The following is a 22,488-nucleotide window of genomic DNA, read 5'->3' on the forward strand; positions in this document are numbered from 1 at the left end:
AACTCAAGCAGTATCGAGCGATTGCAACGCGCTACGACAAGCGTGCGGTTAACTTTCTCGGTGCGATTCACCTCGCTGCTACGGTCATCTGGTTGAATTGATGACACGCCCTAAGAAAAGTCAATTTTAAATAAGTCAGTCAGCTCTGTGCGATTTATTGTTTTGATCTCAGATAATAATTCGATAAGAGTCGTTGACCAGGGAAAAGAGAGGACAGGAATGCTCAGGGGTAAATTACCGTCTGGAAGCTTCAAGGTGCTGTACTTCGCAGCCATTCTATTGCTGGGCGTTCGGCAGCCATCTGGTGCTTCAGTGCCAACAGAAATGGCAACTACCAGACAGGCAACAACGATTGAATTGCCTTCGGAACCCCAATTGCCTCCGCTGGGGGCACCCTCTCTCTATCTACCTTTGGAGGAACTCTCCCCGGCGAGTACCACGCCCGATACTCATTTGGTGATTAAATTAAGCGATCGCCGCGTCTATGTCTACCGAGACAATCAGGTGAAAGCAAGTTATCCTATCGCAGTCGGGAAAAAGGGCTGGGAGACGCCTACAGGCACGTTTAAGGTGACGCAAATGCTACGCAATCCAGCTTGGCAGCATCCTTGGAATGGAAAAGTCGTTCCTCCAGGTGCAGATAATCCTTTAGGAGCCAGGTGGATTGCTTTTTGGACAGACGGACGCAATTTTATCGGGTTTCATGGCACCCCCCAGGAAAAACTGGTGGGACAGGCAGTTTCTCACGGCTGCGTCCGGATGCGTAATCAGGATATTTTGGCTTTGTATGCACAGGTCAACATCGGAACTCCTGTAAAAGTAGAGCCTTAGAGTCCTGAAAGTTGCCAAATTAAAAATACAGCGGCTTGTTAATTTTTAATTAAACCAAAGGCAACAAAATCTCAAATTCGGTGCCAATGCCTGGTTTAGGTTCTCTGCTGGAATTGCTAGGAGTGGCATACCCCTGAGGAGATCCGCTCTCTGGGCATCCACTGCGCGAGTAATCCTCAGGACATACACTAAGCGAGTCGCCCAAACGGCATACACTACGCGATCGCATTCTTAATTTTCCACCGTGCTTCGCCGTCACAATCTGATAACTTACCGATAAACTCGTCTCTTTAGCAGAGCGTTTCTCTACAGAAAAAGACTCAAGAATTTGCTGCTGTACTTCAGGAGACATCCCAGGGCCATTATCGGCAATGCGAATGGAAACCCACCGCGAATCAGAAATTCCTGTCTGACTTGCCTTGTGCGAACAAACCTCAGTCGTGATTTCGATCCGAGGTTTCTCTTGAATATTCGGGGGCAATGTTCCTTGAAAATCTTGAGTAAACTGCTGAACGACTGCTTGATTAATCAATGCATCAATCGCATTCGTCAGGATATTCATGAAAACCTGATTCAATTGACCCGCGTAGCATTGTACCGGCGGCAAATGACCATAATTTCTGATAATTTCAATTTCGCTGTTTACACGACTTTTTAAAAGCAAAACAATACTATCTAAACAAGCGTGCAAATCGGCAGGCTTGGGATAAACATCATCAATATGGCAGAAGTTTTGCAGACTCATCACGAGCTTTTTCAATCGTTCTGCTCCGGCTCGGATGCTGGAAATTGAGCGAGGTAAGTCTTGTTGTACAAAATCAAATTCTATGTCTTCTTTCAGAGCCGCAATTTCTTCAGGAATCTGCGGCAAATATGTCTCATAAGTAGACAGCAATTCTATCAAGTTTTCAGTGTAAGTTGAGACATACGTTAAGTTCCCCCAAATAAAGCCAACCGGGTCTAAAATTTCGTGAGCAACTCCGTCCACTAAGCGCCCTAAGCTTGCCATTTTCTCACTTTGAATCATCTGAGCTTGGGTGCGTTCATATCGCACCTGAGCTTCGATTCCCCGGATTTGCCAAGAAACAACATTCAAATCCTGAACATCTAACAGCCGATACTCAGATTCTCCCACTTGCACTACGACAGGTTCTGCCAAAAATTCAGGCGATCGCCGCAGCGCCTGCTGGGTTGCTGTCAAAATCGGCGTACTATCGGGAAGGATTAAAACCTCAGAGTGGGCGTACTTGTAGAGGATGTGCAGCGGTTTGTGCAAAAACAGCTCTAGTCGATGAGGACGGATCAGGTACTCCAAAAGCCGCCGCCGCGAAATCATCCCGGCAAACTGACCCTGTTCGACTAAGATGGCTCCTGGCAGTAGAGGATGCTTCTCAAAAATCCGGGCAATATCCACACCCAGACAGATGGGTTTTACCAGAAAGTTGTACAGCGGCAATTCCCCAAGAGTTGACTCTATAGAGAGGTCGCGATCGCTCCCTTGGGACAAGGACGGAAGTGATATAAATCCGTTTGGTACCGACACACAACGCCCACAAATGCAGCAGTGAAGCTGGAATCAGCTATGACCATAGACTACCATTTTCAGCAGTTTTCCACCTGCCCTTGAGGTTAATTTCTGCTACTATTTTCCAGAAAAATTGTGAACAAGCGCCTTAACCGAGTGGCAATCGGATCTCGAATTCTGTGCCCATCCTTGGTTGTGAATCTTCTATCTCCCTGGAATTAGCTAGCAACTGTGCCGCTGCTGGTGCCTCGCATCCGCTAGCCGCACTATAGATTCTGTCTTGCCGGGGATAGGAATCTGCGATTCCTATTCCTACGGCGGAAGCTACGGGCACCGACAACGCTTCAACTACGGAACCATTATGGGAGGCGGTGCTAGGAGGAGGATACGCCAAAGGCGAGCAATCCTCTGGACATACACTACGCGATCGCACCGATAAATGACCCCCGTGTTTCTCAGTAACAATTTGATAACTAATTGCCAATCCCAATCCCGTTCCCTTGCCCACCGGCTTTGTAGTAAAGAACGTCTCAAAAATCCGATCCTGAATTTCTGGTGGAATTCCCGGCCCATTATCCGCAATCCGGATTACTACCCATTGAGAATCTTGGATTTCTAAAACTTTCGTCGTAATCTCTATCTGGGGTTGCCAATCCGACCCATTAGCGACTTGATCTTTGAGTGCATCAATCGCATTACTAATGATATTCATAAATACCTGACTCAGTTGACCTGAGTAGCAATTCACCAGTGGTAAATCACCATAATTTTTAATTACTTGAATCCCCTGCTTGATGGGATTATTTAAAATTAATAAGGTACTTTCAATACATTCGTGTAAGTCAGCAGGCTGTCTCTTGGTTTCATCCATATGAGAAAAGTTTCGCAGACTGCCAACGATTTTTGTTAATCGTTCCGCACTCAGCTTCATACTTCCTATCAACTTAGGCAAATCTTCTAGAAGAAAATCATATTCAATTTCCTCTTTCAATTCTTCGATTGTATTCAAAGTTTCGGCTTTTTCATAAGCTGCCAATAAACCGATTAAATTTTTGTAATAAGTTTCTACAAAACCAAAATTCCCATTAATGCAGTTAATGGGGTTTCTAATCTCATGGGCAACCTCAGCAACCGTCCGTCCCAAACTCGCCATTTTTTCGGTTTGCAGCATCTGAGCTTTGGTTTGCTCGTTGAGCAACTCGGTTGTGAGTTCATGAATTTTTGACTGTGCCACCAATAATTGATGTACATCTAGTAATCGGTAAATTCCTGGCGCTAACTCTACCACAATCGGTTCATAGAGTAGCTCAGGAGGTCGTTGCAAAGACTGCTTTGCCGCCGCTACAATTAACGTATTGCCAGAAAGTTTCAAAACATGGGTACTGGCGAATTGATATAAAGATTGTAAGGGTCGTTTTAAAAATAATTCTAGTCCATAAGGACGGCTCATTTGTTCTAAAAATCGTCGCCGCGAAATCATTCCCGCAAACTGACTTTCTATCGTTAAAATGACCCCTGGTAGCAGCGCATTTCCTTCAAATTCTTTGTTAACTTCCTGCCCCAGACCAGAGGCTTCTATCTGAAAATCGTATAGGGGAAGCTCTTGAAGGGTTGACTCTAAATTGAGGTTCTTTATCTGGGACAGAGGAAGAACTGATAATTCCGGCGGAGATTCTTGCCAAGCCATCATAAATTACCTCAATCAGTTCTTATTCGCTGTATAGGGAGATGCAAAATTTACTTTATCCCCACATTCTACTGATTTAAGTTATAAATTTTACAGCTAAAACCTTAGTTTAACTTTAAATATGATTTAAAGATTTGATTAACCTTTGGTTAAAAAATGACGGCTCAAGAGGTTTTTTAATTGTTATAAAAATACAATAATTTACACTTTTTACTAAACTAAAACAACTCTATATATTTATCTAAAGCGGAATAATTTGTATTCAAGAAGTTGCAGATGGCTCAAAAACGGATGAGCGATCGCGCGGTACGCAAAGCAGATGGCCTTCAGCCTTATCTCGTCCTGTCTGTTTTGCCTGATAAAGCTTTTTGTCCGCTGCTGCAATCAGCATTGCAGGCATAAACGTTGAGCTAGGAAAGATCGTAGCAACACCTAAACTTAAGGTGATGTAATCGCTTTCTGAGCAAGCATGGGCTATCTTCAAGGCTTTCACGGTCAGTCTGATGTGTTCTGCGACCTGAAGGGCACCCTCTAGCGATGTGTGCGGCAAAATCACGGCAAATTCTTCGCCCCCATAGCGTGCCACTAAATCTTCCGGTCGCTGCACTGCTTGCTGGATGGCACCCGCTACCTGTCGCAAAGTGTCATCACCCGCTTGATGACCGTAGGTATCGTTGTACTTTTTGAAGAAATCAACATCGCACAAGATCAGCGATAATGCTGAATTACTCGCCTGCATCTGGTGCCAACAGGAATCGAGATAGCTATCAAAACGGTGTCGGTTAGCAACCCCAGTCAAACCATCAGAAGTGGCAAGGCGCAGCAATTGTTGGTTTGCTGCTTCCAGATGAGTATAAAGTTGAGTGAGCAGTTCAGTTGCTAATTCGTGAATTTGCGACTGAGCAATCAGTAATTCATGTACATCTAATAATCGATAAACTTGCGGCGCGACCTCCACCACAATCGGTTCATAAAGTAACTCAGCCGCTCGTTGCAAAGAGTGACGCGCCGCCGCCACAATTAACGTATCGCCGTTCAGAATCAAAGTTTCCGTTTCGGCAGAACGATATAAACATTCAATGGGACGTTTGGAAAAGAGTTCCAATCCGTAGGGACGGCTCATGTATTCCAAAAATCGCCGCCGCGAAATCATCCCAGCGAATTGACCCTGCTTCATCAAGATGACGCCTGGGAGTAGCGGATTGGCTTTAAGAGTCTGAGTTACTTCCCAACCAAGTTGATGATATTCAATCTGACAATCGTGAAGCGATAGCGATCGCAGCGTGGACTCTAAACACAAGTCTTGCTGGCTTCGATTGGATGACAAAGGAAGTGATAAAAATGCGTTCAGCACAGGGTACCCCGCTGCATGAAAACGCAGCAATGGAAGCTTGAGTATACTTCAAGCTTAGGATAGCATTTTCACTAGCAATCGTCCGTGTTACAAACTACAAAGGTTCGGTAAACTCCGTAAATTTACGGTAAAGCAACCGATAGATAAGGGAGAAAGCGAGCAACTTTTGGTAATCGGGTTCGTCCACTAGCACATTCATCAGCCCTAGTGATGAGTAGTAATAACCGCTAAAATGTCTTGGCAACCTCATAAAGCTAAAAAAGGCTTCTCACGATCCAAAGCATGAATCAACTGCACAACGCTTTCACCTTGTTTTTGAGTTTGCTGGTAGAGGCAATGCCTTTCTTACTACTGGGGGTATTGCTCTCCGGTTTGCTCCTGTTGTGGATTGATGAGGGCAAGCTGATTTCTGCCATGCCGAAAAACCCCATTTTGGGGGCATTTGTCGGCAGTTGTGCGGGCTTTTTGTTTCCGGTGTGTGAGTGCGGCAACGTGCCGGTGGCGCGACGGTTGCTGATGCAGGGAGTGCCTGCACCTGTGGCAGTTGGGTTTTTGCTAGCGGCACCGACCATTAATCCGATCGTCATCTGGTCAACCTGGGTAGCGTTTCGAGATCAGCCAGAAATTGTCGTGTTGCGGGTGGTATTTTCTTTATCGATCGCGACAATTATTGCCTCGGTTTTCAGCGTTCAATCTAATCTGAAGCCGTTACTGCAACCCGCGATCGCTTGCGCCATACCTCAGATGCAAACTCAAGGGGCACGGGAAGACGATACTCCCACCTTGTTAAAATCCGGCACGTTTTGGCTGGGACAACCGCAACCGATAATGAGCGCCGTTGGCGTCTCCGGCGGTGGGATGATGGGTCAATCGATTACGTCAAAACCCCTGCCTTTCAAGCTGCGGATGTTCCTTGATAATACAGTGCAAGAGCTGCGGGAATTGGGAGGCGTGTTAATTTTGGGAAGCGCGATCGCAGCGGCGATTCAGGTACTCGCTCCCCGCGAACTGATCCTCAGCTTGGGTCAGGGACCAATCACCTCCATCCTTGCGATGATGGGATTAGCGGCTCTCGTGTCCATTTGTTCAACGGTCGATTCCTTTTTTGCCCTTTCCTTTGCCACAACATTTACCAGCGGCTCCTTGTTAGCCTTTCTGGTATTTGGCCCCATGATTGACCTCAAAGGCATCGGTTTGATGTTATCCATTTTCAAACCCAGAGCTGTGTTTTACCTATTTGGTCTTGCAGCTCAGCTGACTTTTATAATGACTCTCCTGTATACGTACTTTTTCTAAGATGAGTGGTGAGTTGCAATTGGCTCAGGGAAAACAGATTCCTAGAACGATTCACAATCAACCCGTCTTAAATTAGCGATTCGTACCCTTACCAATGACCAATCAACCAAAAATTATTTCTCAAAAATTTATAATTCCCGGCTTGGATGTCCTAGCACTAACGGCTTGGGGAGCCTTGCTCCTGAAATATTGGTTCACGGGTCAGTTATACCTGCTGATTCACAAAGATTACTTTAAATATGTTGTTGTCACTGCCATCTGCTTGTTAATTATGGCGGCATTGAGCGCCATGCAACTGATTGGGAAAATATTAAATAACCGGAAGGAAAAGCGGTCGGTGGCAGTTCTTCAGCACATCACCCTATTTCCTCCTGGTTGGAGCAGTGTATTGTTACTGTTGACGGCAATCGCTGGTTTATTGGTTGCCCCCCGCGCCTTTAACTCAAGCACAGCGCTCGATCGGGGAATTACCGATTCTTTGACCTTGACACGAGTGCAACCCCAATCATTTCGCTCTTCAACAAGACCGGAAGAGCGATCGCTCATGGACTGGGTGCGGACGCTCAACTTCAATCCAGAACCCGATACCTACACGGGTCAAAAAGTTAAAGTAAAGGGATTTGTTGTCCATCCACCAAAACTCTCTGAGCAATATCTGTTAATTTCGCAATTTGTGATTACCTGCTGTGCCGCAGATGCTTATCCCGTGGGACTGCCAGTGAAACTCACTGAAAACCGGACAGCTTATGCCCCTGATACTTGGTTAGAAGTTGAAGGTGAGATGATCACTGAAACTCTAGAAAACAAACGCCAACTCACCATCAAGGCAAACTCCCTCAAAAAAATAGAAGCACCGAAGAACCCGTATGATTATTAGACGATTTTAGATTTTAGATTGGCGAGGACGAAGGCAGTGATAAATCGAAAATCAAAAATCGAAAATCGAAAATGGGGGCAACCTGTTGACCGTCTAGCGCTAGCGCTAATGCTGGTGCTAAGCGTGGTGATTGGGCTAGTCGTGTGGGGTGGCGATGCCTGCGGCACGAACTGTTTTTTAGTCACCGGGCCTCGCGTGCGGGATTTCAACTGGCAGGGAGAAAAAATAGGTGTTGAGGATACTTCCTTTATCCTCACCTTTAGCCGCCCGATGGAACACAGCAGCGTGGAAGCAAATCTGCGAATCGCTCCACCTTTGGGGGGTAAATTCAGTTGGGCGGGGCGGAAGATGTCTTATACCCTCACTTCCCCAGCATCCTATGACACTGACTATAAGGTGGAATTACAGGGGGCGCGAGAGCGCTTGGGGACTCAAGGAAAAACAGGAAGGGCAATTCAGCCGTTTACGAGTCAGTTTCGCACCCGCGATCGCGCTTTTATCTACCTGGGCGTTGAGAAAGAAGAACAGGGACAGTTAATCCTCTATAACCTCACCCAAAACAAAAAAACCGTTCTGACGCCTAAAGACCTCGTGGTGATGGACTTTAAGGTGTATCCAGATGGCGACAAGGTTTTGTTTTCTGCCACCGACGCAACGAATAACCAACCCGGTGTATTGGCACAACAACTGTACACCGTCAGTACCGGACTCCATTACAAAACCAAAGGAAAATCTGAAAAGGATCTCGATCCCCCAGGCAGAATGAATCTGGTTTTAGATAATAAAAATTACCAGAATCTCAAATTTGACTTAGCGGCGGATGGGCAAACGATTGTTGTTCAGCGGGTGAACAGCCAAAATCCAGCCGAATTTGGCTTGTGGGTAGTCCGACCGAATGCACCGCCGCAACCGCTGAATAACCAACCGGGGGGGGATTTTTTGATTGCGCCGGATAGTGCCTCGGTGGCAAGCGCTCAGGGAGAGGGCATCGCGATTCTGCCCCTGACACCAGGAGCCAAACCGCTAGATTTTCTGCCCAAGTTTGGGATGGCGCTGGATTTTGCCAGAGATGGCTCGGCAGCAGCGATGGTGAAATTTAATACAGATTACACGCGATCGCTCTTTTTAGTCACCAACCAAGGCGCACAGAAAGAACTGCTGCGAACAAATGGCTCAATCCTCAACTGTCAGTTTGCTCCTTATAAGGAAACGCTCTACTGCCTGCTGACTCAGTTACTGCCAGGAGAAGAGTACCAAGAACAGCCTTACATTGCGGAAATTGACCTCCAGACAGAGAAAGGGACTCTGGATGCAAAGGCGATCGAGCCGCTGTTGCTCCTGCCCACCCAGCGGGATATTCAGATGAGTCTGGCACCGGATGGGTTAGCGCTGCTGTTCGACCAAGTTGTGACCAACGAGACGGCAACCGCGGCAGACAGTTTGAGAACCAGTGAAGGACAAGCGATCGCGACCAGTCGCCTTTGGCTGCTTCCCCTGAGCCAGCCAGAAGCTGCACAACCCCAAGCCCAGCTCCAACCAGAGGCGCTGCCTTTCGCTGGATTTCATCCGCGCTGGGTACCATAAAAGAGCCAAGTTTTACTCATTTAAAAGGCAAAATAAAGAAGGAAATCCCTAAAAATTTTGCCTTTTAAATTTTTTATTTTTAAAATTTAATAATTTTTATCCTTCAAGGGTGTGCAAATACATAACTTCCTCGATCGGTACCGACAAGGAGAACGCGATTTTTCCTATGTAGACCTCAGTGGAGCCAGCCTCGGCGGGGTCAATCTCCGCGATATAAACTTAACCGGAGCGAACTTGAGCGGTGCCAACCTCAGTTGGGCTTCTCTGAACCAATCCAAGCTGATTGGTGCTTGTCTGCGCCAAGCCGATATGCGGAGTGTCAACCTCACAGGTGCCAATCTTAACCAGGCAATTTTGAGTCGCGCTCGGATGGTGAAAGTGGACTTGCGTTTAGCCACTCTCCAAGACGCCGACCTCAACTGGGCGGTGCTTCAAGAAGCCGACTTGAGCGGTGCTGACTTGCGTAGGGCGAAGCTGGATCAAATCAATCTCGAAAATGCCAAACTCAACGGCACTCAGTTAATCGAAGCCGAGTTGATGGAGGCAAATCTCCGTCGCGCTAGCTTGGTTGGCGCAAACCTCAGCAGTGCAAATCTTCGGGAAGCGCATCTAGAAGCTGCGAATTTACGAGATGCAATTTTAGTCGGCACCAACTTGACGGAAGCCGACCTCAGTTCCGCCTACTTGCGGGCGGCAAATTTGACTGAGGCAGACTTGCATCGGTCAATTCTCATCGGTGCCGATTTGAGCGAGGCGATTCTCAATAGTGCTGACTTGAGTCGGGTAAATTTAACGGGAGCGTATTTACTCAAAGCCAGTTTGCGAAAAGCTTATTTACTGCGAGCGATCTTGCAGGATGTGTATTTGTTACGTGCCGACCTGAGCGAGGCAAATTTACGCGGGGCGGATCTGCGGAAAGCTGATTTGAGCGGGGCATACCTGGGCGACTGCACGATGTCCGAGGCAAATTTGGGCGACGCCTATCTTCTAGAAAGTCATCTGATTCGCACCAATCTCGACCAAGCGCAACTGACCGGCTGTTGCATCAGCAACTGGCATCTTGAGGATGTCGATCTTTCTAAGGTGGAGTGCCGTTATGTTTTTACCCGGTTTAATTACGCGACTAAAAAACCGACTGAGCGCTTTCCAATCGGTCGGGATTTTGAGCCGGGGGAATTTGGCAAGGACGATAGCACCGGGGACGCGGAGGGTGCGGAGGGTGCCACTACCATAGAAGTTTTTTTGAAAGAAGCTCCGAATTGGGAAGCGCTAGTGTTTACTTTGGCTCAGGTGCAACTCGATTCTCCTGACTTGCAACTCAGTATTAAGTCTTACCAACCCCAGGAGGAGCAGTATCTGCTAAAACTGGCGTCGAGTCATTTTGTGAATGCGAAAACTCTGTCTCAACGAGTTTTGCAGATCTACCCGGAGATGCTCCAGTTGGTGGAGTCTAAGCGACAAGCGATCTTGGATCTGCTGGAAATCAAGGTTCGCCCAGAAAATCCACCTGTAACGCTGAAGGTACCGCCACCGCCACCGCCACCGTTACTACCGTCGCCTCCACCCGATTATCGGCTGCGGATTTATCAAGAGGTGGTGAAACAGATCCAACTGATTATCCTCTCCCAAGCGCCAGAGCAGTTGGTCGAAAGCGTGCAGCGGTTGTTGAATTTCCTGAAGAACGAGGGGATCTCGACCGAAGAAATCCAAAAGACAATGATTAGTCAGGCGCTGGTAAAGCGAGCAAAGCAAGACCAGACGTTCCAAAAGCAGTTGTTGCAGTGGGAGAAGACGGCGGATGAAACGGTGCGTTTTTCAATGGTGGGGGAGTCACTCCGGTTAGCGATCGCGCTCATTTGGCCCCACCTTCCGCAAAAATAGAGTTGTCTATGTAGATGAGACAGCTCTAGCTTTCCCACCCGCGTTCAACCTGGTACGCTCAAGGTAGGCGCTGGTAACACTGTGTATGCGATCGCTGAATAAAAATTCCCACAACCATCTCTTCATCAAGCTAATTCCCTATTTATTATTCTTGGGGATTTTGGGGATAACGCTGCTTTCTTTGCTTAGCTTAGTTGGCTGGAATATCTTTTTAGAACAGCTTTCTCACTTTAAACTGCAATATCTCATTGTAGGGTTAGTGTTATTTGCCTTACTCTTACTGACTCGCAAAAAACTCTTAATCTTGATTAGCCTATTTTGTATTTCTCTACTTTTGGCCGAGATACTCCCTTGGTATATTTCTCTATCGCCAAAACCGGGGAATAATATTGAATCTATCCGAATTTTAAGCTCAAATCTGAATACGCAAAATAAAAGCTATTCAAAAATATTATCTGTCGTTAGAAAAGAAAAACCAGAAATTGCTGTCTTTTTAGAAGTTAACGACGCTTGGATAAAACAATTAGATTCTGTTCTTGATATTCTTCCCTACTCCATCAAAAAACCTAATCCTTATAATCTAGGTATCGCCGTTTATAGCAAGCAGCCTCTCACCAACGCTTCTATCAATCTTTTTGGGACAGATAAAAATAATAGTATTGTTGGCAACTTTACGATGAACGGACAATTGATTACCCTGATTGCCACTCATCCGCTACCGCCCGTCAAACCTACCTTCTTTCATTCTCGGAATCAACAGCTAGACAAAATCAGCCAATATATACAAAAATTGAAAACCCCAGTTGTAATGGTTGGGGATTTAAATATAACTATGTGGTCTCCTTATTACAAAAGATTTATCAATAAAACTGGGCTGCATAATGCCCAGAAAGGATTTGGAATTCTACCGAGTTGGCCTATGAAAGCTTCTTATTCTCAAACTCTCCCACGTTTCTCTTTTGCTTTATCCATTCCTATCGATCATTGTTTAATCAGTCCAGAAATTAAAGTCAAGAATATTCGCACTGGGCCGAATGTTGGTTCAGACCACCGACCTTTAATTGCAGACTTGGTAATTCCAGAAAAGAAATGAACCACTCCAGGCGCAAACAACACAAAAGGTAGAAATGAGGGCAAGATAGGTAAACTGAGAGCGCAAGTAATGCAATACGTCCCCTTAGTGGTGTTCGCTCCTTAGAAATCCCTTCCCTAGCCCCTTAAAAGGGAGGAAATTTGCCCCTTTTGTTAATCAGGGTTTGGGGATCGAGCCTCAACCGAAAAAGATTGGGAAACGATCGCTAGAAAAAGGGAAAATGTTTGCCAATAGACTCGGCAGCAGATTATCCTAAAGAACGCAATTTATGAGTTTCGGGTGGTTAAGAACCATTGTTTGACAATATTAATGTTTCTACGGGTAGCAGAGGCAGTGACGGCAAAACCGCCGGTCATCAGTTTGATGGTTGGTCGCTAGAAGAGCGAAATCCCGATGTGATTAAAGCTTGGATGCCGGTATGGGAATGGTTCTACCGCCACTATTTTCGGGTTCAAACGGATGGCTGGCATCATATGCCCCCCGAAGGGAAGGTGCTGGTTGTCGGTTCCCATAATGGAGGTTTGGCTTCGCCCGATACTTCGATGTTTTTGTATGACTGGTTCCGCCGGTTTGGCTACGAACGCTTAGCTTATGGACTCATGCATCCGTCAGCTTGGAAAACTCCTATCTTCGCGGTGCCAGCTGCCCAGGTAGGGGCGCTGATCGCGCATCCGAAAGTAGCGATCAGCGCCCTCCAGCGAGGTGCTGCCGTACTCGTCTATCCTGGCGGGGCTGAAGATATGTTTCGTCCTTACAACCAGCGTTATCAAATTCATCTAGCAGGGCGTAAGGGATTTATCAAACTGGCACTGCGGGAAGAAGCGCCAATTGTACCGATTATTTCTCATGGTGCCCACGAGACGCTGATTGTTCTAGCCGATTTCTACCAGCAAGTGCGACAACTGCATGAATGGGGCTTTCCCTGGAAGTTAGATGCTGAGACGGGTGTATTTCCACTTTATTTAGGGTTGCCTTGGGGAGTGGCAATTGGCCCGATCCCGAATTTTCCGCTACCAGTGCAAATTCATACCCGCGTCCTAGCCCCAATTGTGTTTGAACGCTATGGTCGTGCAGCAGCGAGCGATCGCGCTTATGTGAATGCTTGCTATGAAAAAGTTTGTACCCAGATGCAACTTGCACTAGACCGTTTAGTTCTAGAAGTTAGCGCGAGGCAATCATCCGCACCCTAAAAAGGCACAGGAACTAAACCAACTGCGAAGAAGCCAGAGAAAAGAATACAAGAGGGCGATCGGACCGGGGATCTTCCCCTCCCAACTCACTTTTTCACCTAGTAGCGGTGAATTAATGAAGGCGAAGCACGCTTGAGAGTAACGTTGCTTCGCTATCCCGCGACTAATTATCTATATTGATTCATCCTCGGTATCGTGATAGAGATGAGGACTTGAGGGTGCCAAAGCTCAAGTGAATCTAGGGAGAAGCAATCGAGATGAAAACAAAGGGGTTGAGATGAGCATAGAGAGTTATCCACCACCAGTAAACCAGCTGCTCACCTATGGCAATTGCGCCGAGATGGACTTTGACAATTGGCCTGACTATCTGGAACTCGGTATTGCCCCCACGGACATTCCTAACTTGATCCGCATGGCAACAGACAACGAGTTATACCGGGATGATGAAGACACGCTCGAATCCTGGGCGCCCATTCATGCCTGGAGAGCATTGGGCCAACTCCGCGCTGAGGCTGGCATTGAGCCGCTCATGGGCTTGTTTGAGAAAGAGGAAAGCAACTATTGGGAATGGATTGCCGAAGAACTGCCATTAGTCTATAGCATGATCGGGCAAGCCGCGATTCCGGCTCTGGCGGCTTATCTAGCGGATACCTCTCAGGCGATATTCCCCCGCACAACGGCTCTTAACTGTCTGGAAGACATTGCAATCGATCATCCTGAGGCTCATCCTGAGTGTGTTGCGATTCTCACCCATCAACTGGAATCGTTTGCAGAAAACGGCTCAGAATTGAATAGCTTTCTCATAGGTTCCCTGGTCGATCTGAAGGCGGTAGAGTCCGCGCCGCTGATAGAGCGTGTCTTTGCTGCTGATACCGTGGATCGTTTCTTGGTAGGAGACTGGGATGATGTGCAGGTGGGATTGGGCTTGAAGTCGCTTGAAGAATTACCGAAGAAAGAATTTAACCAGAGCTTTCAAAGAAAGGGGGTCAGCGATCCTGGCTTCACGGGTTCATCAATTTCTCAGGAAGCAAAAGGCTTTCGCCCTGGCAAGAGCGATCCCAAAGCCAAGTCTAAAAAAAAGATGTCCAAGGAGTCACGCAAGAAAAACCAGAAAAAGCGGAAGTAATTTAATCGGGGTTAGCGATTGTTGAGGTGCGAACTGACAAGTCAGCGCTAGGCGAACGCCTTGCTTTGAAGACACGCGATCGCCTCTGACTCAGCTGGGATCAACGATATATTTTTGCTCCAGCGATACGTTGTGCGATCGCACATCAGTTGCCTCTGTCCCTGATTCGGTATCAGCGATCGCCTGCACGGACTCTATAAACTGGCTATCCAGCAAAAAAACTCCTCTGGCAAAGCGGACGCTCCAATATCCCCCTGGACGCCGGTCAACAACGACCCCCTCTTCCCCAAGCTGAATCACATCAGGAGGACGCAGCATCGGCATCGGTTCCGCTGTTTTAACGTAAGGCGGCAACGTTACCACACGGACTCGCTCACCAATTACAAATTCTTTAGACATCAGTTTTTAGGTAATGAAGTAGTTGGGTGTCAGTAGTCATTAGTTCTAAGTTCTTTGCGAGTGACACCAATGACTAATAACAACTGACTAATGACTACTTATCAAATATTCAAGGCGCTTGCCAAATCTTTTGGTGATATTGCTCTACATTTCTGTATGGATCTTCAGCAGGGTGAGCATGATCGTGACCATGCCCGTGCCCATGCCCATGCCCATGCCCATGTCCATGCCCATGATGAGAATGATCGTGGGCGGGAGTGTGCCCGTTACTGTTGCTATTGGCTGCTATCCTGAATTTGCACATTTCGCAATTCATTTGCACTTGCCCCAACTGCGTCTCAATTTCTCGTTCTCTTAATACAGACAACAACTGAGGGTGAATGCCCATTTCTGGTAGGCAAGTCATGGAAATATCCGGGTATTGCTCCTGTTGTTGCGCCGTGATGTCGAAAATCTTCTTAACTAAGACGCCGGTAAATAGGAAGTACGGTAGGACGATAATGCGTTTAGGCTCGTAGAGTCTAGCACGGCGGAACCCTTCTTCCAGACGGGGATGGGTAATGCCAATAAAGCAAGTTTCAACGGTGGCGTAGCCGCTACCTTCCCACAGAATCCGGGCAAGCTTATAAACATCGCTGTTCGCATCAGGATCGCTGGAACCCCGACCGACAAAGAGCAGAACCGTTTCTGAGCGATTGTACTGGGGTTGGTCTAATTCCGAAAGACGCGATCGCCACAAATCCAAAATCCCTGGCGTAATCCCAAAATGACGCCCATAGTAAAACTTCACCTGGGGATGTCTAACCCTTGCCCGGTCTAACTCATTCGTAACATCAAACTTATTGTGTCGAGCTGCAAATAGCAAAATCGGCAATACAGAGAGTTCCGTGTAACCCTCTTCTACACAGCGATCCACCCCCTCCTGTATCGTGGGGGTAGTGAGTTCTAGAAAACAAGGTAAAACAGGACGCGACGGGTCTAACGCTTGATACGCATCGGCAAAATCTAGAAGACTCTGCCGTCCATCCTCATCTTTGGTGCCATGACCAACCATCAACAACGGACGACGCAAAGGTAGCGGCGGCAATTGAATCGACTGGGGAGTAGGGGATTGCAGTCCCATCAGATCGGTTGAATTTATACTAGGCATCAATTTGATTGCTCCTTTCCCGTGCAAGGCAGGAAGTTAGACTGTATGAAGGTAGTACTAAGTAGGCATTCTGGCTTCCGAGAGTCACCTCGTTTACAGCTGCCGCACAGCCCCGGATTTGCACCGGCGTTTCCCCACGTTGTTACCCTTTACGTGTGCCTTGATATCTTAGCCGATCCGGTCGCAGCTCAAAATCCAGGGGGAGGGGGTATTCCCAAGACTCTCCAGATGCCAGTTTTTGATGCCCCATCAAAACTGAAGGAAAATTTTCCCCACTTTATCGAGTATCATTCGCAAGTTTGACGCTCGATCGGGCAACTCTAGAATTGATTGACCGTTTGTGGCTTTTTTACAAAAGCGGGATGCTCCCGTTTTTTGTAGCTTATAGAACCTTATCAATCCAAACCATTGCTGACTGTATAAAGATAAAGATAACCCCATACCTAGAAGTCTGATAAAAAATACAAATTATCCATTACAAAATACCGCCCTGAGTGCGACGATGCACAGCCAGTGCTAACCCGGCAAAAACTAAGGAAGTCATGCTTGAAGGCTCGGGTGTAGATACGGGTGCAACGTTTAATTTTACTCGACGCCCTGTTTGCATCGAGAGTGAAATATTTGCCGAGGTTGATGAAGAATACACTTGCCAGCTGTTCAACTCTCTAGGCGGCGCAGTGAATTGCACCAACATTTCCCAATTGCTGTCAAGCGAACCAATGGCTAAACCATCAGTGCAACAAGCTCCCCAACTCTGATTTGAAGTAAAGACGGTGCCAGTGGAATTTGCAGTTGCCTCACCTAAATCGTCTACAATTTTTAATTCAGCCGTATCTCCCAACAAGTTAAAGCTCATTTTAGCTGCTCCACCTGTTAGATTACCCGGCTTAGAATGAACGATGAACAGTGATAGACCATCAATAGCATCTACAAAAAAAAGGTGAGATTGCTTAGCGGTTAAACTCAGGACTGGGTTACTAAAGGATGAATTATAACCTTTGCTATACTGGTAGTAATTGGCTGCTGTTTTATTTGTGCTAAAAGCTTCAACAAACCCCAAAATATTACTATCAAAGTCACCCAAACCTGGTTTAGATTCTTGCGACACCTTAAGCATCGTGGTGGCTTCGGAGCGCTGGGCAAAGAATGGAACAAACAGCGCGATCGCTACCAACATCAAAAGCTTTTTCATGACTTGTTATTTTGTAGATGCTTTGCTCACTAAAACCAGAATACGTTTATTTAAATAAAGTTATAATAAAGTCAAATTAATATAATTGTAAATTTAATAATTTTTACATCTTTATTTCAGGGAAAATACGAATTGACTTTAAAAGAAATATCGGTTCTTCGGAAACGCTTCCTCCTAGACGGAACCACCCCATTTAATTTTTCTTTATTTTCCACAGCGAACCCTCTTCTGTTACCTTCGCAAGGACAGAAGAGGGTTTGCCAATTGATATGCTTTCTAAATGAGCTGAATTAAGGTTTAGAAAACCGGAAGTTTTACCTTTAATTGCCGCTGAAGTGGCACGTTAACGAAATCCTGCGGAAGAGGATGTCCCTCCTAATATCCGAGAGTATCCGCTCCCCCTAAGGAAGTTTAAAAAGCAGGGTGGTTTCATACAACCCTTAGAAAATATCGAGGCATTGCGACATTTTGTAGGGGCATGGCAATCAAAAAGCCCCTACCGCCAACCAAAATCAACGCTACATAATTTTCTTTTAATAAATGAAACCACCCTGCCTTAGGGAAGCTTAAAGAGGAAGGAACCGAACCACTCAAAGTCCCCTTTTTAAGGGGTATCATCAGTGGGTAAGCGTGTCACAACAATTTTCACACCTCGGCTAAGCTGCCTTTACCCAATAAACCTAGCCGCATGAATGATTGAATAATTGTAGAGCTTCTTCTTTGAGAATTCCTTTGCTCACTTTTATTCTCTTAGACCCTTTTTTAATAATTTCTTCGCTAGATAAGTCAAGCTGGGGAACACCAGCCTCAATTAAGTCTTGAATGGAAGCTCCAAATATAATTTCAGATATCCCTGCCCATATACAAGCTGTTGTACACATTGGGCACGGTTCGCAAGTTGTGTACAAGGTATAACCTTCTAAAGAAGGATTTTTCATTTCTTTTTTTAAACAACGAATCGCGTTAAGTTCTGCATGGGCAGTTGGGTCATTATCCGTTTCCACAGTATTGTGCGCTTTAATAATTACTTGATTATCTTTAACAATTACTGCACCGTAGGGAGCATCTCCTAGCTTTGCTTCTTCCAAGGCTATCTTCATAAACTTTTCTATTTTCATCCAACTCCTGCGACAAAAAAATCTTTTTGGATAAGCCTTATCTTATCCTATTTTAAGGTAAGGCTATAAATTATCATCCTTAAACCAACTGAATAAAATGCTAAAAAACAATTGCTTTATTTTTAAACATTAGCAGTCTATATCAACCACAGTAAAGTATTCCGTCAATCAGAATATGTTCGACTTCCTTCAAGAAAGCCTGCAACAACGCCGCGCTTAGTTGTTGCGGGTCAGTACGAGTAATTCGCGATACCAAAATTTTATCGAGCAGTTTCGTGACCCTAGTATAAGCTTGAACGGCTAGAGCTAGCATCACGCTCCTACAACTCTTTAATTAATCGGGAATTATTTTGATTTCCTTCCCCGTGATGTTAACCTAAGCGACAAGATGAACGTCTTCGTTCGATAGAGTGATGCCTATCACCCTGTTATTTATTAATGTCTTGCTTCTGGAAACTCTACTATGCGCTTGACTTCGCTCGATGTGTTTCGAGGTATTGCCATTGCGGGAATGATTTTAGTTAATCAGGCGGGAGTTGCCGACCAAGTTTATCCTTTCCTGCAACACGCAGAATGGCACGGCTGCACCTTGGCAGACTTGGTATTTCCCTTCTTTCTATTTATTGTTGGCGGGGCAATGACCTTTTCCCTTTCCAAATACGCGGAAGGGAACCGCCCTACTGCCGATGTTTATAGACAAATTTTACGCCGAGCGGCGATTCTTTTTATTCTTGGTTTGCTGCTGAACGGCTTCTGGAATTATGACTTCAGCTCCATCCGCATCATGGGCGTCTTGCAGCGGATTAGCCTTGCCTACCTGCTGGCTGCTCTAATCGTTCTTAACGTGCCACGCAAAGGACAGTGGGTACTAGCAGCACTGCTACTCATTGGGTACTGGATAGCGATGTCTTTGATCCCGGTTCCCGATTATGGAGCTGGTGTCTTAACGCGGGAAGGGAATTTTGGCGCTTATATTGACCGCCTGATCGTTGGCACAGCGCATCTGTATAAGGGAGATAATTTCAACTCAATGGGAGATCCTGAAGGTCTTTTCAGCACTCTTCCCGCGGTTGTCACCGTCCTCACCGGCTACTTTACGGTTGACTGGATACGCACCCAACCAGTACAGTCGCGCACCAGTATCGGCTTGGTCTTGTTTGGCATTGCTTGCCTAGCCGCTGGATGGGTGTGGGGGTTAACGTTTCCCATCAACAAGAAACTGTGGACGAGTTCTTTTGTGCTTTTCACAACTGGTTGGGCGTTGCTGTTGCTGGCAGCTTGTTATGAAGTGATGGAAGTGCGGAAGTTCCGCCGCTGGGGGAAGCCGTTTGAAGTTATGGGGTTAAACGCTATCTTCGCGTTTGTCGCCTCAGTTCTGCTGATTAAAATCCTAGCTAAAACCCACGTCGGAACCGGCGAAACCGCCCCAACTACTTATAACTGGATCTATGAGAATGCCTTTGTGTCTTGGGCGGGAGCGATGAACGCCTCTTTATTGTTCGCCATCGTGACATTGTTGTTCTGGTGGGCGATTCTGTACGCAATGTATCGCCAAAAGTGGTTTTTGAAAATCTGAGACAGCACTTCCTCATGACTCCAGAAATGACCGGGATCACTTAGTTTTTAAGGTGTTGTCACAATTTTTTCTAGCTTGCATCACTGGGGATGGTTCGGAAAAAGCTGAGAGTAGAGATATCAAATTCTTGATCTGACCATGACATCTGAGTTTTTTCCGACCCAAGTGACTATCGAGGATCTAGTTGCTCAGATATTCGTCTCCCGCCGGATTACTCCTGTGAACCAGTACCAGCTGCAAACTGTCCTGCTCACTAAAGATTGGCTGGATGAAGAAGAACAAACCATGCTCAATCGGCTATTTTATGGTGTCCGTCATGGTTTGCTAAAACTAGGGGAATGAATCGAAGATATTGGTCAAAAAGCTGCTAAGAAACGGCATACGCTTTGCGAGCGCTCAAAAAACAAACTGCGAAGACGCTGTATAGCCCGAAGGAAGTCTTAAGAGGAATCAGGAGAGGTTGTCAGCAAGTAAATCTTGTAAGAATTTCTGACCTGCTTGATCGAGATCGCCATCTAAGGAGAAGGTTAGGCTGCGGAGCCGAAATTCATCATTTTGGGAGTCCAGCACTTCATTCAAGCGTTTCGGGTAGATCAAAACCGCTTCGTTACACTTGGTCGCCATCGCATAGCTTCTCATCTGGTGAATATCAGCGATCTCCACTTTGTCAGGCGCTTTATATTTTGTATCCAGCACATAACGTATTGCACCAGTCGAGCGATCGCTTAGTATCAGGTCAATAGGACACCGCTGATTTTGACCAATTGTTACTGGATATTGCTGCTTGAGGACAAAACCTAATGGCGTGTTTTCCTTGAGCCATTCAGCAACGAACAGTTCATACAGTTTCGCCATATCAACTAAAAAGGGTAACATCGTGCGATCGCCCCTTTCATGGGTTGCCCCAGAGTTGTCTAGAAAGAACCGACATAGGGCGTGTAATAATCGATAATCTTCATTTAAACGGTTATAACGTCGCCCAATACAATCTTCTGCGCTATAGGATTTAAGCGTTATACTTCCCTGGAGCGAGTGATAAGCTTGTCGTACCTTTGGCAACACTCTTTCTGAACACAACCCACTCCGACCAATAATAAAAAGTGTCCAAGCAAGAATCTGATTTTCTTCAATATCAGCAGTGTGTTCTTCATAGTGACATTTAAGTTTGACATCCCAAGGTTTCTGGATAGTTTGCCGCACATCCAATCGTCCCCGAACATACGTCAGATTTCCGGTTTTTGGTAAGTATGTGCGGTAAAAACCTTTTCGTCCACGATCTAAAATTTTCTGTGCTAAAACATGAGCAAATTGACTAAAAAAATCCTCTATAAATTCGCAATCAATCAGCCCATCAATAAAGCGAAAACTCTTTAACTGGTAGGCATATTCCAACATACCAAAGAGATTTTTTATTGTCACCTTTGGCTGTAGCTTAATGCCAAGGTCAGTGGTTAAAGGAATGTATCCCACCCATCCTTTAGCTTTGAGTTGCCATTTGTGAGCTGTTTTAAAGTTGGGAAAGTTTACATCTACTTGTTTTTCATACTTCTGGCACAATTCCACTGCTACTGAATGAGGCATCTCTTCAGACGCTAACGGCTTCACTTCGTATTCAGTCAGTTCGATAATTCTTGGTTGTGCTGGGTTCATAGTGATAACTCTTGCTTAAGTTTATCCCAGCGAAACTCATCCACTTTTTTCAGGTTGTCAAAGAAATACTCTTCAAGATACGGCTCTATTTCCATAAGCCAAATACTTTCTATATCTTCAGGCAGCTTTTCTGTCAAAAAGAAAGATATCCCGATTTCGTAGTGTTTGTCTGCGATCGCGTTATTCAATCGCTTCAGCACGTCAATTAATTTATCCACATTAAAACTCGTTTTCTTTTCGTGATATCGCCGTAGTACCTCATAATTTGGGCGGAGTTCGATGAATGCAAATCGGCGGCGTAGTGCATGATCTACTAAAGCAATAGAACGATCTGCGGTGTTCATTGTGCCAATGATACGGACATTAAGGGGAATGCGAAAGGTATTACCACCAGCAAGGGGAATTTCTTTGTCACGATATTCTAGCAAATACATTAATTCTCCAAAAACTTGAGCCAGGTTCGCACGGTTAATTTCATCGATAATAAGAACACAGAGACCTTGACAAGACTCTGCCTTTTTACAAAATTCCAGAAAGCGACCTGGAACTAGCGAATATTTCAATTGCCCATCTTGACTTTGTGGACGGATACCTTGAATGAAGTCTTCATAGGTATACGCAGGATGAAATTGTACAAGTTCCGAGAAACCATAACCTCCGCCGATTAAGTATTGGGCAATTTTTTGAGTTATGAAAGTTTTTCCAGTTCCAGGTGAACCATAGAAAATGGCTTGCTTCTTGCGTTCAATGGCGCGTATCCATCTTTTTATTTCTACTTCTTCAATAGCTGTATCTTCAGTAAACTGATTTAATAAATATTCATTATTAACACCATTTAAATATTGATAAGTGCTTAAGCAAAATTAATTACATATTCGGTTCCGACTTTTTTTAGCACATTTTTGACATACTTTACTAAACTTTTCCAGTCCCGATAAGCCTCTATCTCTATCCATTCA

Annotated in this window: 19 protein-coding genes, 3 pseudogenes and 1 riboswitch; of the genes and pseudogenes, 11 read left to right on the plus strand and 11 right to left on the minus strand. The window is 45.7% G+C overall.

Features of this window, described 5'->3' with window-relative positions:
* Positions 1–101, plus strand: a pseudogene (locus tag NDI34_RS23495) (IS5/IS1182 family transposase); the annotation flags it as partial.
* 118 nt (positions 102–219) lie between these two features.
* A complete protein-coding gene (locus NDI34_RS23500) occupies positions 220–831 on the plus strand; it encodes a L,D-transpeptidase family protein (RefSeq protein ID WP_190411671.1) in 612 nt (203 codons plus the stop codon).
* Positions 832–880: 49 nt separating this feature from the next.
* Here the strand turns inward: NDI34_RS23500 and NDI34_RS23505 are convergent, their stop codons facing one another.
* The 3 genes from NDI34_RS23505 to NDI34_RS23515 form a co-directional block, all read right to left on the minus strand.
* On the minus strand, positions 881–2,374 hold the full coding sequence (locus NDI34_RS23505; RefSeq protein WP_348234011.1) for a HAMP domain-containing sensor histidine kinase: 1,494 nt from the start codon (positions 2,372–2,374) through the stop codon (positions 881–883).
* Between the two features lie 130 nt (positions 2,375–2,504).
* Positions 2,505–4,046 (minus strand): ATP-binding protein, encoded by a 1,542-nt coding sequence (locus NDI34_RS23510; RefSeq protein ID WP_348234012.1) that lies wholly within the window; start codon positions 4,044–4,046, stop codon positions 2,505–2,507.
* A gap of 259 nt (positions 4,047–4,305) precedes the next feature.
* Positions 4,306–5,397, minus strand: a complete 1,092-nt coding sequence (locus tag NDI34_RS23515; RefSeq protein WP_190432387.1) for a diguanylate cyclase — start codon at positions 5,395–5,397, stop codon at positions 4,306–4,308.
* 282 nt (positions 5,398–5,679) lie between these two features.
* Between NDI34_RS23515 and NDI34_RS23520 the strand changes: the two genes are divergently transcribed.
* The 7 genes from NDI34_RS23520 (at position 5,680) to NDI34_RS23550 (ending at position 14,444) form a co-directional block, all read left to right on the plus strand.
* The gene (locus NDI34_RS23520) at positions 5,680–6,693 is read left to right on the plus strand and encodes a permease (RefSeq protein WP_190411675.1); all 1,014 of its coding nucleotides are present in this window, start codon (positions 5,680–5,682) and stop codon (positions 6,691–6,693) included.
* A 94-nt stretch (positions 6,694–6,787) separates the two neighbouring features.
* On the plus strand, positions 6,788–7,570 hold the full coding sequence (locus tag NDI34_RS23525) for a TIGR03943 family protein (protein ID WP_190411676.1): 783 nt from the start codon (positions 6,788–6,790) through the stop codon (positions 7,568–7,570).
* A gap of 108 nt (positions 7,571–7,678) precedes the next feature.
* Complete coding sequence (locus NDI34_RS23530; protein ID WP_242037722.1) at positions 7,679–9,154, plus strand: hypothetical protein; 1,476 nt, start codon at positions 7,679–7,681, stop codon at positions 9,152–9,154.
* Between the two features lie 111 nt (positions 9,155–9,265).
* Entirely contained in the window at positions 9,266–11,035 is a 1,770-nt protein-coding gene (locus NDI34_RS23535; protein ID WP_190432378.1) for a pentapeptide repeat-containing protein, read from the plus strand.
* Positions 11,036–11,120: 85 nt separating this feature from the next.
* Entirely contained in the window at positions 11,121–12,128 is a 1,008-nt protein-coding gene (locus tag NDI34_RS23540) for an endonuclease/exonuclease/phosphatase family protein (protein WP_190536780.1), read from the plus strand.
* Positions 12,129–12,433: 305 nt separating this feature from the next.
* Positions 12,434–13,318 (plus strand): lysophospholipid acyltransferase family protein, encoded by an 885-nt coding sequence (locus NDI34_RS23545; protein WP_348234020.1) that lies wholly within the window; start codon positions 12,434–12,436, stop codon positions 13,316–13,318.
* 277 nt (positions 13,319–13,595) lie between these two features.
* Complete coding sequence (locus NDI34_RS23550) at positions 13,596–14,444, plus strand: hypothetical protein (RefSeq protein WP_348234013.1); 849 nt, start codon at positions 13,596–13,598, stop codon at positions 14,442–14,444.
* Between the two features lie 90 nt (positions 14,445–14,534).
* Here NDI34_RS23550 and sipA read toward each other — a convergent pair whose 3' ends face one another.
* The 5 genes from sipA to NDI34_RS23575 form a co-directional block, all read right to left on the minus strand.
* Complete coding sequence (gene sipA / locus NDI34_RS23555) at positions 14,535–14,843, minus strand: regulatory protein SipA (RefSeq protein WP_348234014.1); 309 nt, start codon at positions 14,841–14,843, stop codon at positions 14,535–14,537.
* A gap of 109 nt (positions 14,844–14,952) precedes the next feature.
* Positions 14,953–15,993, minus strand: coding sequence for a sirohydrochlorin chelatase (locus NDI34_RS23560; RefSeq protein ID WP_190984775.1), 1,041 nt, complete (start codon positions 15,991–15,993; stop codon positions 14,953–14,955).
* A gap of 42 nt (positions 15,994–16,035) precedes the next feature.
* A riboswitch (cobalamin riboswitch) is annotated at positions 16,036–16,171 on the minus strand.
* A gap of 297 nt (positions 16,172–16,468) precedes the next feature.
* Complete coding sequence (locus NDI34_RS23565) at positions 16,469–17,185, minus strand: hypothetical protein (RefSeq protein ID WP_348234015.1); 717 nt, start codon at positions 17,183–17,185, stop codon at positions 16,469–16,471.
* A gap of 680 nt (positions 17,186–17,865) precedes the next feature.
* A complete protein-coding gene (locus tag NDI34_RS23570) occupies positions 17,866–18,303 on the minus strand; it encodes a nucleoside deaminase (RefSeq protein WP_348234016.1) in 438 nt (145 codons plus the stop codon).
* Between the two features lie 142 nt (positions 18,304–18,445).
* Positions 18,446–18,619: a hypothetical protein gene (locus NDI34_RS23575; protein WP_348234017.1), complete on the minus strand. Its 174-nt coding sequence runs from the start codon at positions 18,617–18,619 to the stop codon at positions 18,446–18,448.
* Between the two features lie 147 nt (positions 18,620–18,766).
* On the opposite strand from NDI34_RS23575, the gene NDI34_RS23580 reads away from it, so the two are divergent.
* Both NDI34_RS23580 and NDI34_RS23585 read left to right on the plus strand, forming a co-directional pair.
* Positions 18,767–19,879, plus strand: a complete 1,113-nt coding sequence (locus NDI34_RS23580) for an acyltransferase family protein (protein ID WP_348234018.1) — start codon at positions 18,767–18,769, stop codon at positions 19,877–19,879.
* A gap of 138 nt (positions 19,880–20,017) precedes the next feature.
* On the plus strand, positions 20,018–20,221 hold the full coding sequence (locus NDI34_RS23585; RefSeq protein WP_190432363.1) for a hypothetical protein: 204 nt from the start codon (positions 20,018–20,020) through the stop codon (positions 20,219–20,221).
* Between the two features lie 108 nt (positions 20,222–20,329).
* Here the strand turns inward: NDI34_RS23585 and NDI34_RS23590 are convergent, their stop codons facing one another.
* From NDI34_RS23590 to NDI34_RS23600, 3 genes and pseudogenes are all read right to left on the minus strand, one after another.
* Positions 20,330–21,529 carry a restriction endonuclease gene (locus NDI34_RS23590; protein ID WP_348234019.1) on the minus strand — a complete coding sequence of 400 codons (1,200 nt, stop codon included), beginning with the start codon at positions 21,527–21,529 and terminating at the stop codon, positions 20,330–20,332.
* Positions 21,526–22,350, minus strand: a pseudogene (locus tag NDI34_RS23595) (AAA family ATPase); the annotation flags it as partial. The gene NDI34_RS23590 and the pseudogene NDI34_RS23595, both read right to left, overlap by 4 nt.
* A 32-nt stretch (positions 22,351–22,382) precedes the next feature.
* Positions 22,383–22,488 (minus strand): annotated as a pseudogene (locus tag NDI34_RS23600) (IS630 family transposase); the annotation flags it as partial.

Origin of the sequence: Trichocoleus sp. DQ-U1, from assembly GCF_039961925.1 — a bacterium.
In the GTDB taxonomy this organism is placed as follows: domain Bacteria; phylum Cyanobacteriota; class Cyanobacteriia; order Cyanobacteriales; family FACHB-T130; genus FACHB-T130.

Bases quoted from the DNA above. Each gene is read 5' to 3' on its own strand.
- NDI34_RS23500 (WP_190411671.1), top strand. From the start codon at position 220: ATGCTCAGGGGTAAATTACCGTCTGGAAGCTTCAAGGTGCTGTACTTC.
- NDI34_RS23510 (WP_348234012.1), bottom strand. From the start codon at position 4,046: ATGATGGCTTGGCAAGAATCTCCGCCGGAATTATCAGTTCTTCCTCTG.
- NDI34_RS23520 (WP_190411675.1), top strand. From the start codon at position 5,680: ATGAATCAACTGCACAACGCTTTCACCTTGTTTTTGAGTTTGCTGGTA.
- NDI34_RS23525 (WP_190411676.1), top strand. From the start codon at position 6,788: ATGACCAATCAACCAAAAATTATTTCTCAAAAATTTATAATTCCCGGC.
- NDI34_RS23530 (WP_242037722.1), top strand. From the start codon at position 7,679: ATGCTGGTGCTAAGCGTGGTGATTGGGCTAGTCGTGTGGGGTGGCGAT.
- NDI34_RS23540 (WP_190536780.1), top strand. From the start codon at position 11,121: ATGCGATCGCTGAATAAAAATTCCCACAACCATCTCTTCATCAAGCTA.
- NDI34_RS23550 (WP_348234013.1), top strand. From the start codon at position 13,596: ATGAGCATAGAGAGTTATCCACCACCAGTAAACCAGCTGCTCACCTAT.
- sipA (WP_348234014.1), bottom strand. From the start codon at position 14,843: ATGTCTAAAGAATTTGTAATTGGTGAGCGAGTCCGTGTGGTAACGTTG.
- NDI34_RS23560 (WP_190984775.1), bottom strand. From the start codon at position 15,993: ATGCCTAGTATAAATTCAACCGATCTGATGGGACTGCAATCCCCTACT.
- NDI34_RS23565 (WP_348234015.1), bottom strand. From the start codon at position 17,185: ATGAAAAAGCTTTTGATGTTGGTAGCGATCGCGCTGTTTGTTCCATTC.
- NDI34_RS23570 (WP_348234016.1), bottom strand. From the start codon at position 18,303: ATGAAAATAGAAAAGTTTATGAAGATAGCCTTGGAAGAAGCAAAGCTA.
- NDI34_RS23580 (WP_348234018.1), top strand. From the start codon at position 18,767: ATGCGCTTGACTTCGCTCGATGTGTTTCGAGGTATTGCCATTGCGGGA.
- NDI34_RS23585 (WP_190432363.1), top strand. From the start codon at position 20,018: ATGACATCTGAGTTTTTTCCGACCCAAGTGACTATCGAGGATCTAGTT.
- NDI34_RS23590 (WP_348234019.1), bottom strand. From the start codon at position 21,529: ATGAACCCAGCACAACCAAGAATTATCGAACTGACTGAATACGAAGTG.